11 protein-coding genes and 2 pseudogenes are annotated in these 12,420 nt (G+C 39.8%); 9 read left to right on the plus strand and 4 right to left on the minus strand.

Translation table 11 applies throughout. The features are described from left to right. Window positions 1-6 precede the first annotated feature (6 nt). Genes MKL62_RS03100 through astE form a run of 5 tightly spaced genes read left to right on the plus strand, consistent with a single transcriptional unit; the run spans window position 7 to window position 6,088 of the window. Window positions 7-1,221: an aspartate aminotransferase family protein gene (locus MKL62_RS03100; RefSeq protein WP_000437498.1), complete on the plus strand. Its 1,215-nt coding sequence runs from the start codon at window positions 7-9 to the stop codon at window positions 1,219-1,221. An 18-nt stretch (window positions 1,222-1,239) separates the two neighbouring features. Continuing rightward, window positions 1,240-2,271 carry an arginine N-succinyltransferase gene (astA, locus tag MKL62_RS03105; RefSeq protein ID WP_000973732.1) on the plus strand — a complete coding sequence of 344 codons (1,032 nt, stop codon included), beginning with the start codon at window positions 1,240-1,242 and terminating at the stop codon, window positions 2,269-2,271. Next, window positions 2,271-3,740 carry a succinylglutamate-semialdehyde dehydrogenase gene (gene astD / locus MKL62_RS03110; protein ID WP_000071651.1) on the plus strand — a complete coding sequence of 490 codons (1,470 nt, stop codon included), beginning with the start codon at window positions 2,271-2,273 and terminating at the stop codon, window positions 3,738-3,740. Before astA ends, astD begins: the two co-directional genes overlap by 1 nt. Window positions 3,741-3,757: 17 nt before the next feature. Next, the gene (astB, locus tag MKL62_RS03115) at window positions 3,758-5,101 is read left to right on the plus strand and encodes an N-succinylarginine dihydrolase (protein WP_188200018.1); all 1,344 of its coding nucleotides are present in this window, start codon (window positions 3,758-3,760) and stop codon (window positions 5,099-5,101) included. A gap of 12 nt (window positions 5,102-5,113) precedes the next feature. Beyond that, window positions 5,114-6,088, plus strand: coding sequence for a succinylglutamate desuccinylase (gene astE / locus MKL62_RS03120; protein ID WP_001150817.1), 975 nt, complete (start codon window positions 5,114-5,116; stop codon window positions 6,086-6,088). Window positions 6,089-6,150: 62 nt separating this feature from the next. On the opposite strand, the gene MKL62_RS03125 is transcribed toward astE, so the two are convergent. Next, complete coding sequence (locus tag MKL62_RS03125) at window positions 6,151-6,912, minus strand: hypothetical protein (protein ID WP_000783290.1); 762 nt, start codon at window positions 6,910-6,912, stop codon at window positions 6,151-6,153. A 593-nt stretch (window positions 6,913-7,505) separates the two neighbouring features. Here MKL62_RS03125 and MKL62_RS03130 point away from each other — a divergent pair. Beyond that, window positions 7,506-7,814, plus strand: coding sequence for a hypothetical protein (locus MKL62_RS03130; protein ID WP_002004883.1), 309 nt, complete (start codon window positions 7,506-7,508; stop codon window positions 7,812-7,814). A 35-nt stretch (window positions 7,815-7,849) separates the two neighbouring features. Beyond that, window positions 7,850-9,000, plus strand: a pseudogene (locus MKL62_RS03135) (S8 family serine peptidase). Between the two features lie 99 nt (window positions 9,001-9,099). Here MKL62_RS03135 and MKL62_RS03140 read toward each other — a convergent pair. The 3 genes from MKL62_RS03140 to MKL62_RS03150 all read right to left on the minus strand — a co-directional run bounded on the left by MKL62_RS03140 (window position 9,100) and on the right by MKL62_RS03150 (window position 11,060). Next, complete coding sequence (locus MKL62_RS03140; RefSeq protein ID WP_001088069.1) at window positions 9,100-9,531, minus strand: hypothetical protein; 432 nt, start codon at window positions 9,529-9,531, stop codon at window positions 9,100-9,102. Between the two features lie 94 nt (window positions 9,532-9,625). Beyond that, complete coding sequence (locus MKL62_RS03145; RefSeq protein WP_000644154.1) at window positions 9,626-10,045, minus strand: hypothetical protein; 420 nt, start codon at window positions 10,043-10,045, stop codon at window positions 9,626-9,628. 148 nt (window positions 10,046-10,193) lie between these two features. Next, window positions 10,194-11,060 (minus strand): LysR family transcriptional regulator, encoded by an 867-nt coding sequence (locus tag MKL62_RS03150; RefSeq protein WP_000355664.1) that lies wholly within the window; start codon window positions 11,058-11,060, stop codon window positions 10,194-10,196. A 108-nt stretch (window positions 11,061-11,168) separates the two neighbouring features. Here MKL62_RS03150 and MKL62_RS03155 point away from each other — a divergent pair. Continuing rightward, a pseudogene (locus tag MKL62_RS03155) lies at window positions 11,169-11,378 on the plus strand (EamA family transporter); the annotation flags it as partial. A gap of 57 nt (window positions 11,379-11,435) precedes the next feature. Then, window positions 11,436-12,368, plus strand: a complete 933-nt coding sequence (locus tag MKL62_RS03160) for an IS5 family transposase (protein ID WP_001040033.1) — start codon at window positions 11,436-11,438, stop codon at window positions 12,366-12,368. Window positions 12,369-12,420 lie beyond the last annotated feature (52 nt).

Genomic DNA, 12,420 nt, shown 5'->3' on the forward strand with positions numbered 1-12,420 from the left:
GTAAGCATGGAACAGCCAATTTCTGTAACTCGAAGCAACTTTAATGACTGGATGGTTCCAGTATTTGCACCGGCAAATTTCATTCCGGTACGTGGTGAAGGTTCACGTATTTGGGATCAAGAAAATAAAGAATATATCGATTTTGCAGGCGGGATTGCAGTAAATGCATTAGGTCATGCGCATCCAGTGGCAGTTAATGCGTTAACAGAACAAGCAAAAAAACTTTGGCACGTCGGTAATGGTTATACTAATGAACCAGTACTACGCCTTGCTAAACAACTCACCGAAAATACATTTGCCGATAAAGTATTCTTTTGTAACTCAGGTGCAGAAGCGAATGAAGCAGCATTAAAACTGGCTCGTAAAGTTGGACTCGACAGCGGTGTTGCAGGTAAAAGTGGCATTGTGGCATTTAATAATGCTTTCCACGGTCGTACTTTATTTACCGTTTCGGCAGGTGGTCAGCCAAAATATTCACAAGACTTTGCACCACTTCCAAACGGCATTAGCCATGTTGCTTATAATGATTTAGAAGCAGCTAAAGCAGTTATTAATGAACAAACTTGTGCAGTAATTGTAGAGCCTGTACAGGGTGAAGGCGGGGTAATTCCAGCTGATATCGAATTTTTAAAAGGTTTACGTGAACTGTGTGATCAGTTTGGTGCCTTACTTATTTTTGATGAAGTACAAACTGGTGTAGGCCGTACAGGTGCACTTTATGCCTACATGAACTACGGTGTGATTCCAGACGTATTAACCACTGCAAAAGCATTGGGCGGTGGTTTCCCGGTCGGTGCAATGTTAACAACTAATAAGTTCGCACCGCATTTTTCTGTAGGTACACATGGTACAACTTACGGTGGTAACCCGTTAGCAAGTGCAGTTGCAGGTGCAGTTTTTGAGTTTATTAATACACCAGAAGTACTTGAAGGCGTAAAACACCGTCATCAATATTTCCTTGATGCCTTAAATACTTTAAATGCTGAATATCAAGTATTTGATGAAATTCGTGGTCAAGGTTTATTGATTGGCTGTGTACTAAAAGCTGAATATGCAGGTAAAGCGAAAGACATTACCACATGGGCAGGCGAAGAAGGACTACTCGCTTTAATCGCAGGACCTAACGTGGTTCGTTTCACTCCTTCTTTAATTATTCCTGAACAAGATATTGATGAAGGGATTGCTCGTTTAAAAAGAGCTTTGGCAAAGTTGGCTAAATAAAAAAAAGGAAAGCTAGCCATGATGATTGTCCGTCATGCCGAGTTTCGAGACCTTGAAGATATTTATAAATTAGCAGGTAAGTCAGGTGTTGGCCTGACTTCCTTGCCACAAAATATGGATACGCTTTCGGCTCGAATTTCACGTACTCGCAATACTTTAAATGGCAATGTTCATAAGAGTGAGCAGGGATATTTGTTTGTTCTGGAAGATACCGAAGCTCAACGTGTTATTGGTGTAAGTGCAATTGAGGTTGCTGTAGGTTTAATTGAACCTTGGTACAACTTTCATGTGGGAACACAAGTACACGCTTCAAAAGCATTAAACGTTTATAAGTCATTACCGACTTTATTTTTAAGTAATGACAGAACAGGAAGTAGTGAGCTCTGTACATTATTTTTAGATCCGGAACGCCGTGAAAATCAAAACGGTAAATTTTTATCGAAAATCCGTTTTATGTTTATCGCAGCATTTAAGCAATATTTTGAGAAAAAATTAATTGCGGAAATGCGTGGCTACTCTGATGAAAATGGATGTTCACCTTTTTGGGATGCGATTGGGCACCATTTTTTCAATATGGATTTCTCAACTGCAGACTATTTAAGTGGTATTGGCCAAAAAGTTTTTATTGCCGAGCTGATGCCACGTTTTCCAGTCTATGTTGACCTTTTGCCAAAAGATGCGCAAGAAGTGATTGGGAAAATGCATCCACATACTTTGCCTGCTTATCATGTGCTTGAATCAGAAGGTTTACGTTATCAAGGATATGTCGATATTTTTGATGCGGGTCCAACTATTGAAGCGAATATTGATGAGTTGCGTGCAGTCAAAGAAAGTCAACTCTTAAACGTCAAAATTACCAATGAAGCAACAGTAGGTAAAACACAATACCTTGTTGCCAATGATAATTACCACGACTATCGGGCCATGTTATTGAAGCTTGATCTCGTAGATAACACTTTAAATTTAACGCATGAACAAGCTGAAAAACTCGGTGTACAAGAAGGTCACGCTGTTCGTGTGTTATCACTAAATCCTATGGAAGTATCCTGATGTCAAACTCTTTATTTATAAACGGTGTCTGGTTACAAGGCAGCGGTACAACATTTGTAAAAACAAACCCGGTTGATAACCAAACTGTATGGTCAGGCGCTGAAGCTACGGCTAGTGATGTTGAGAAAGCTTGCCAAGCTGCTCGTACAGCATTCCCAGCGTGGGCGCGTTTACCTTTTGCTGAGCGTGTGGCGATTGTAGAAAAGTTTGCAGCTTTGCTTGAAGAAAATAAAAAGCATTTAGGGGAAGTGATTAGCCAAGAAACCAGTAAACCTTTTTGGGAAACATTAACTGAAGTTCAGTCAATGATTGGCAAGGTTGCAATTTCGATTCGTGCTTATCACCAACGTACCGGTGAAAGCTCAACTGAAATGGCAGATGGTGTGGCATCTTTACGTCACCGCCCACATGGCGTACTTGCAGTTTTTGGTCCATACAACTTCCCGGGCCACTTGCCGAACGGACATATTGTTCCTGCGTTACTTGCTGGTAACACAGTTGTATTCAAACCAAGTGAATTAACGCCTTGGACTGCTGAAGAAACTGTAAAACTTTGGCAACAAGCCGGTTTGCCAAATGGTGTAATGAATTTGGTGCAAGGTGGTCGTACCACGGGTGAAGCGCTAGCTGCCTCACATGAAATTGATGGCCTCTTGTTTACTGGAAGTGCAAACACAGGTTATCACCTACACAAACAAATGGCGGGTGCTCCTGAGAAAATTCTTGCGCTTGAAATGGGCGGCAATAATGCATTGATTATCGATGAAATCGAAAATATGGATGCTGTTGTTAACCTCACTATTCAATCTGCATTTGTTTCGGCAGGGCAGCGTTGTACATGTGCGCGCCGTATCTTGGTAAAAAATGGTGCGCAAGGCGATGCATTTATTCAACGTTTTGTTGAGGTTGCTAAAAACTTAAAAGTTGGTCGTTGGAATGATGAGCAACAACCATTTATGGGCGGCGTAATTTCATCGGCTGCTGCAACAAACATGATGAATGCCCAGCAAAAGTTGCTTGAGCTGGGTGCAAAAAGCTTGTTGCCAATGACACGTCCTCAAGAAGACAGCTCATTACTTACTCCAGGCATTATTGATGTAACAGGTGTGGCGGGTATTCCAGATGAAGAATATTTCGGTCCGCTTACCACTATTCAGCGTTATGACAGTTTTGATGAAGCATTAAAAATTGCCAATGCAACTCGTTTCGGCTTGTCAGTTGGTTTGGTTTCTCCAAAACGTGAATTGTTTGATGACTTACTCATTGAAGCACGTGCCGGAATTGTGAATTGGAACAAACCATTAACAGGTGCATCGAGTGCAGCACCATTTGGTGGTGTAGGAGCTTCAGGTAATCACCGTGCAAGTGCATTTTATGCTGCTGACTACTGTGCTTGGCCAATGGCTTCACTCGAAAGTGAAAGCTTGACGTTGCCAGAAAAATTATCTCCAGGGATTGTGTTGCCTTAACACTAGGGAAAGAAAAAATGAAAGGATATGAAGTAAATTTTGATGGTTTAGTGGGACCAACACATCACTATGCGGGTTTGTCTTTTGGTAATGAAGCATCGACCAAAAACCGCAATAATTTGTCTAACCCAAAATTGGCGGCGAAACAAGGCTTATTAAAAATGAAAGCTTTGGCTGACATGGGGATGAAACAAGGTGTACTTGCTCCGCATGAGCGTCCACATGTTCCGATGTTACGCCGTTTAGGTTTTACCGGAGATGACATTAGTGTTGTGGCTCAAGCAATGCGTTATTCACCAGAGCTACTGTCATCTTTAAGCTCAGCTTCTCCAATGTGGACTGCAAATGCTGCGACAGTTTCACCTTCGGCTGATAGCCAAGATGAGCGCGTGCATTTTACTGCGGCTAACCTGAACAATAAATTTCACCGTTCAATTGAAGCTGAAACTACAAGCCAAGTTTTACAAGCGATCTTTAAAAATGAACGTCACTTTGTACACCATGAAGCTTTACCGCAAGTGGCTTTATTCGGCGATGAAGGGGCAGCAAATCACAATCGTTTAGGTGGTGATTATGCTAAACGTGGTGTTCAGGTGTTTGTTTATGGTCAACAATATTTAAATAATGGTTTACCGGGACCAAAACGTTATCCTGCACGTCAGACACGTGAAGCGAGCGAGGCCATTGCACGTTTGCACCGTTTAGATGAAGCACATACCGTTTTTGTTCAACAAAACCCGGATGTGATTGATCAGGGTGTTTTCCATAATGATGTAATTGCGGTAAGTAACCAGCAGGTTTTATTCCACCATCAACATGCATTTTTAAATCAAGATCAGGCATTTGCCGAAATTCGTCAGAAAATGGCAAGCATCGGTGAAGACTTTATTTCAATTGAAGTGCCTGAAAACCGTGTGACGGTGAATGATGCTGTTGCAACATATTTATTTAATAGTCAGATTTTGACTCGTCCAGATGGCGGAATGACCATTGTTGTGCCAGAAGAGTCTCGTCAAAATGCTGCGGTATGGAGCTATTTGAATGACATGATTCAAATGGGTACACCAATTGATGCAATTCAGGTTTATGACTTGCGTGAAAGTATGCGTAACGGTGGTGGTCCGGCTTGTTTACGTTTACGTGTAGCATTAAATGAAACTGAATTAAATGCCGTAAATCCAAAAGTTCTCATGAATGATCAATTGTTTATGACGCTTAATCAGTGGGTAGATAAACACTATCGCGATCGTTTAGCACAAGAAGATTTGGCAGATCCGCATTTACTCATGGAAAGCCGTATGGCACTTGATGAACTGACTAAAATTTTAGGTTTAGGTTCGGTTTATCCTTTCCAAAAATAATGAGGAGGTGACATGCAAGATTTTCTAGCATTAACCTTACAAGGTGAGCAACCTGCAACGCGCGAGGGAAAACAAGCAAATTTTTCTTGGCGTTGGTTAGGTGAGGGACTTCTTGAATGTACACCACATGCGCAGTACGACAAAGCTGTCGTACTGTCAGCTGGAGTACATGGAAATGAAACGGCACCAATTGAATTGCTATCTCATCTTTGCACCGATTTATTTGCCGGGCGTTTAAAGCTTGCGGTGAGATTATTGCTTGTATTGGGTAATCCCTATGCGATGCGTCAAGGCAAGCGTTATGTACATGACGATGTAAACCGTATGTTCTGTGGTGGGTATAAAAATCTGCCTGTAACTGAAGAATCTAAGCGTGCTGAGGTTTTAGAGCAAACTGTTGCCACCTTCTTTCAGGAAAGTTCGAGTCAGGCAAAACGTTATCATTATGATTTGCACACAGCAATTCGGGCTTCATTATTGCCAACATTTGCTTTATTTCCATATCAAACGCATGGCTATGATGCTGATTTAACAGCAAGTCTTGAAGCAGCTGATTTGGATGCTTTGGTTTATCATAATGCGGTAGGTAAAACGTTTACCCATTTTACGAGTGAGAATTTTAAGGCGGCGAGTGCAACTTTAGAGTTAGGCAAAGCATTGCCATTTGGACAAAATGACTTGAGTCAATTTGCTTCAATTGATGAAGTCATTCGTAACGTGGTTTCTGAGCAAGCTTTACCAGTGCGTAATAAACCAAAAATTCGTGTGTTTCAGGTATCTGACTCTTTAATAAAAAAAGATGAAGAGTTCCACCTGAATTTATCTGCTGAGGCTCCCAACTTTTCAACTTTTACTAAAGGCGAAATCATTGCGACTCAACCTTCTGGTAACTATGTAGTTGAACAAGATCAGGTCTGGATTTTATTTCCAAACCCGAATGTGAAGATTGGTTTACGTGCAGGCTTGGTTTTAACTGAAACAATCTGAATAGTTAATTTTAGACAAATAAAAAAGGGCGATGAATCGCCCTTTTTTTATTGCTAACTTAATTAGTTAGTACCGAAAAGACCTTTAATAAAAGATTTCTTTTCGCCTTTTTGTGTAGTCGCTTGAGCGCCTGCATTTACGTTTGCATTTGCATTAATACCAGCAACATTAACACCAACGTTTACACCTGTTTGAGCGTTAACTCCATGAGTTGGTTGAGCTGTATTTAATTTTGCTTGAGCATCAGCTTTAGTGTCAGCAACGAATTCTTTTTGCTCAGCTTGATTTTGTGCTACACGAGCTTTAACAGCATCTACACGTGCTTGAGCATCGGCCTGTTTTTCAGCAGTAAATTCTTTTTGGTCAGCTTGTTTTTCTGCTACCTTAGTTTTTACAGCATCAAGATGTGCTTTTGTATCTGCTTTAGCTTCAACTGCTAGGTTTTTAGTGCCAGTTGCAGCCTTAGTCGCTAAATTTTTTGTACCTGTTGCTGCTTCGGTAGCAAAATGTTTAGTACCAGTTACAGCTTCACTTGCTACATGTTTAGTACCAGTAGCAGCTTTAGAAGAAAGTTCAGTTACTTTACCTGTTGTTTTTTTTGTAGCTTTAACGGTTGTGTCAGCAGCTACGTGACCAGCATGTTTTGCTGTGTTCCCTACAGTATGTGCAGTATTTTTGACTGTATTGGCTACGCCACTAACAAGACCACCTGGTTGTACGTTGACTTGAGCAGATGCACCTGCATTAACGCCCGCACTTTGTGCAAAAATAGAGGCAGAAGCAAGTACACTTGCAGTAACGATAGCTGTTTTCATCATTTTCATTGCGATATCCTTCAAAGAATATACCCTTTTAGTGAGGTATTTCATAAACGCAATCGCATCATAGCTAAGGAAATATGAGCTTGGGAACTCACTTCATCAAAACGTTACAACAGTGTTACATTGAGTAAACAGACTAGGGATAAATTGTGAAGATTAATAAAAATTAATAATAAAGTGAAAAAGAACATTTATTTTTTAGTTATTCTTATTAAGCTGGTCCTATTTTCATCTTACAGCTTTTTAACCTTCGTCTCCTAAATTTTTCTATCGTTGTTCATGTGATCCATGCCTATATCTCTAAATGTGATGTGTTTCTCATTATTTATTGGAGGAAACGGCATAATAATTGCTTATTATGAGAATAGAGTGCTTTTTTAGCACTTTTTTGAACCTTATTCTGCCAGAAATATAAACGTAAAGGGCAGAACTGTATTTTTGCTTATTCGAGAAAAGATATTTTAGCTTTTCTCATGTTTATACATTTTACGAAATAGAAATTTCACATGAAATGTAACTCAAGAAATGTCTCTTTATTTCGAATAATCAAAAGTAAATATAGATGTCTATAAACAAAAGAACAGAGATCTTAAATGATGAAAATTATAGCTTCCCTACTTGTAATAGTCGGCTTGATCGCCGTTGTTCTTTATTTCAAACCCACAAGCGGTGCATCTGATGTGTTCAATTCTGCTTTACATGAGACGAATTCACCGCAACCAGATACTTCATCTTCCCTTTCTAAACTTAAGGAGCCTACTCAACTTAAAAACGTATCTTTAAATTCAAACCACTCTCAGTCGGTATCAGCAGATGCCGTTCCTTTCTATGACACAAAAAGTGATCCTTCGATTCAACCGATTGATCCAGAAAAAGATCCAGCAAATGAAATAAAAGCGAAATAAGCAAATTGTTAGTTGAAAAACTACGGAGAAAAATAATGCAAATTAAAACGTTGTTTCTATTAGGTTTATGTGCAATTTTCAGTACAACTGCGTCCGCTCTTCCTTTGGACTCCAAAGGGGCCAAACAGCGGTTAAGTCAGGCAGCAAAACAAAAAGTATTCCAAGGTAAAATAGATTTAGATGCCTTGGTTAGTAATGATTCAAACGATTTAATTGTCGAATACAATATTCCTTTATCGAGCGTACCTTCCGGTTTAGAACGGCGAAGTTATATTGCTACAAATAAAAAGAATCTTCAGACAAGGTTTAATAGGGATCTAGTGTTGCTGTGCTGGATACAGGGGTAAATTATCTACATTCAGATTTCGGATGTACCGCTGTGAATACTCCATCAAGTACTTGCCGTGTGGTTTATTCTTTTGATAGTGCACCAGATGATGGCACTTTGGATGATGATGGGCATGGTAGTAACGTTTCCGCTATTGTGTCGAAAGTCGCTACTAAAACTAAAATTATTGGTATTGATGTATTTAGAAAGGTCAGATCGCAAGGTAAGTGGGTAAGCACCGCTTATGATAGTGATATTCTCGCGGGGATTAACTGGGCTGTAAACAATGCACAAACCTATAATATTAAAGCGGTGAATTTGAGCCTTGGTGTGCCGGGAGTCAAATATACCTCTGAGTGTAGCGATAGCAGTTATGGAACAGCATTTGCCAATGCGCGAGCTGCTGGCGTGGTTCCGGTTGTAGCCTCTGGTAATGATGCCTTCCCTGACGGCATTTCATCTCCTGCTTGTGTGGCAGGGGCAGTAAGGGTAGGCGCTGTTTATGATAGTAATATTGGTGGTGTGTCATGGGGTAACCCCGTGAAATGTTCTGACCCTACTACAGCAGCAGATAAGGTAGCCTGCTTTAGTAATGGGGGAAGCCTTGTGACTTTATTGGCGCCGGGTGCAATGATTACCGCAGGTGGCTATACCATGGGCGGTACCTCTCAAGCGACGCCACACGTGGCAGGCGCGATTGCTCTATTGAGAGCGAATAGCGTGAGTCCAACCGAAAGTATCGATCAAACCATTAGTCGGTTAAAAGCTACGGGTAAACCTATTACTGACTCAAGAACGGGCTTGGTTTTCCCACGGATTGATTTACTGGCGGCAACCAATGGTTTAACCGTTAACTAAATAGCATATTTATAATTTTTTATTAGGTCCAAAAAATTTAAATGGCTATGGCTCGTTGCAAAAGATAACTTCTGCAACGAGTTTTTTTATGAAAAAGCCTTAATCACACTTTGCTAAGTTGTCTTTACTAAAATTACTTTGAAGTTTTTTGAAGTTATTTTGAATTTCGGGATCTTGGATATTAAAAGTGGTAGAGCTTTTGGTTGTCGAATTGGTCGCTTGACTTAATATGCCAGAAGAGTCTGGATATTGCTCTGTAAATGATTGAGCTGAAATCAGGCCTTTATTATTAAAAATCCAATGTTCAGTTACTTGTCCACCACCTAAATAACCCGTAAATTCAATCATACAAGCTTGCTTATCGTGTTTAATGAGTTTGGCTACATTGCCTGTAGTGGTTGGATAAGCTTCGATATTGGTATCTTGTTCTAAAACTTGTGCCTGAGGATAAGAAGAAAGAGGCGCGGTAGTTGCACATGCAGTTAATGCTAAGCAGCACAGGGTAGAAAAGAGAAGTTTTTGACTGTTCATAAGGCAGGTTCCTAGTTCTTTGTAGTGGATGTATGTCTTTTTTAAAGTGTGTTTCTTTGGAAGCGCGATATGATCGCGCTACTCTGATTTAATTTTAATTGGCAGTCGTACTAGATTTACTTAGCTCACCTTGTTCGATTGGAATATTTTCACCGTTTCTACTGCTGGTGATATTTTGCTTCGCTTGTTCTATTTTCTGTTCAGTAAATACTTTGGCCGTATCCGCTTTTTGTTGAACAACTTCTGCTTTTTCGGCGGTAAATTCTTTCGTATCTTTCCATTTTTCACTAATTTTATTTGAAGTTTTTTCAGAAGCGCCTTGAATAGAATCTCCTAAATTTTGTATGCCTTTTCCTGTTTTATATAACAGTACGCGGCCTAAGCTTGGATTATCGCCATAAGGCATTGTCTTAGAAGTTGCTTCATTCACTTGTTGAGGTTGAGGTGTTTCAGCAAAGAGAGATGATGAAACCAAGATAGAGCTTGTAATACATAAAATTTTTATGGCTTTCATTTTGGATTAATCTCCCCAATGACTATCAAAATATGGATAGCTGATCTTACTGTTAAAAATAAATCTTGTGCAGACATGAGATAAAACCGATACGATTTGATTACGAGAAATCATCATTTGAAGGGAATAGCATCATTACCCAAATGCTTTATAAACAAAACTCAGACTTTATCAATTCTATAAACATGTCTCTCGCTTTATGGTTACTCACTTTTTTATGCCAGAAAAAATGATTTTGCATAAAGGCAAGGTATTCGAATTTATAACTTTGAATATGCGCTAAATTTTTATATTGTTCATAAATACTCTTAGGCACTAAAGCCACGCCAGAACCCGCACTGACACACCCAATAATGGTGGCGTAACTGGTAATACTGGTGATAGGGAGAGAGATATTCTTCAGTTTAAGCCATTCTTCAAGAGCTGCACGGTAAGGACAGCCTTCAGTCCACATAAAAATTTCTTTGCCAATCAAATCTTCTTGGCAATGAATTTCTCCCAAAGAATGAGATGCGATTAAGACCATGTCTTCTTGATAAATACTCAGTTTATTTAACATAGGAAACTCAATATTGCCTGCAACAATTGCACCATCAAGTTTGTGCTGAGAAATATCGACTAGTAACTGTTTCCATGTGCCAGTAATAATTTGAATAGAAACCTCTGGATAGCGCTGATGATATTTCGCAAGTAAATTGGGGAGGCGAGTGGTAGCAGAAGATTCAATAGCCCCAATTTTGAGCGGGCCAGAGGGCGGTGCATCTGGATGAATACTTCGTTTCGCTTCATCGCATAGCGCTAAAATTTTATGGCAATAATCGAGAAAGATTTCTCCTGATGGGGTGAGTTTTAAGCTTTTTCCTTCACGATAAAACAGCGGTGCGCCTAGTCCTTCTTCAAGTTGCTTAATGCGTGTAGTGATATTGGAGGGTACGCAATGTAGTTGTAGTGATGCTTTAGCCATGGTTCCGCATTCAACCACGGTTTGAAACATTTTTAACTGGGTAATATCCATATTTAATCATTCACTTTTAATGAATATTTGACTCAATATAAGTTAATTTTATTCAACTATCTATGCGCATATGATGAAAGAGTTCCATTTCATTAGTGCAGATTTAACATGGCAATTTCTCTTGCTGCCGAAACCCAGCCTCCAGCATTTAAGCTCTACTTATGTATTGCTGTAACCGTTTTTTGTTGGGGCTATTCGCCTATTGGTGTACATAGTGCTTTGCATTCATATACACCGCAGCATATAGCCTTGCTTCGCTTTTTAATTGCTTCATTTTTTTTATTACTTCTGGTCATAAAAAAAGGAATTCAGCCTTTAAAGGGCTTTGTTGCACAAACCTGTCTCTAAAGGCTTATTCCACAATATAATTTTGAGATGAATAAGCCTACACCTAAAATCTACCGTACAACCAATTGGCCCACATACAACCGAGCTCTCATTAATCGTGGGAATATTGCCATTTGGTTTGATCCCAAAACACAATGGTATGCTCAACCAAAAAGCCAACATGGTCGAAATCAAACTTATTCCGATACAGCCATCCAATGCTGCTTAATGATTAAATCCATATTTCGTCTTTCTCTACGCATGGTCACTGGCTTTGTACAAAGCCTGATTAAACTTTGCGGATTAGATTGGACAGCGCCAGACTATACGACGCTTTGCAGAAGACAAAAACATATTGATATTGCGATTAGCTACCAAAAAAGTAGCAATGGTCTACATCTACTCGTAGATTCAACTGGTTTAAAGTTTTTGGGCGAAGGTGAATGGAAACGGAAGAAACATCAGCCTGAATATCGTCGACAATGGCGTAAGCTTCACATTGGTATAGATGCTGAAACGCTGCAAATACGTGCAGTTCAGCTCACAACGAACAATATCAGTGATTCACAGGTGCTCGGTGATTTACTTGGTCAAATACCACTTGATGAGCGAGTAGATTCTGTCTATACCGATGGAGCCTATGACACTAAATGCTGCAGACGAGTGATCTCAGATCGTCAAGCATATGCGGTGATTCCGCCAAGAAAAAATGCGAAACCGTGGAAAGATACAAAAGTTCATTCGCAAGAGAGAAATGAATTACTAAAAACAGTTAAGCGTCTAGGAAGAGCCCTTTGGAAAAAGTGGTCTGGTTATCATCGGCGAAGTTTGGTCGAAACCAAGATGCATTGCATCAAATTATTAGGCGATAAACTCTACTCAAGGAATTTTGACAGCCAAGTGAATGAGATCCATGCACGTGTAGCCGTATTAAATAAATTTACAGAATTAGGCAGACCTCATACCCAAGTTGTAACCTAAATTTTAGCAACTTAGGAAAACTTTACCTTCAAAGGCTTTATGCAACAAAGCC

Source organism: Acinetobacter sp. AOR01_HL (assembly GCF_027855455.1).
In the GTDB taxonomy this organism is placed as follows: Bacteria; Pseudomonadota; Gammaproteobacteria; order Pseudomonadales; family Moraxellaceae; genus Acinetobacter; species Acinetobacter baumannii.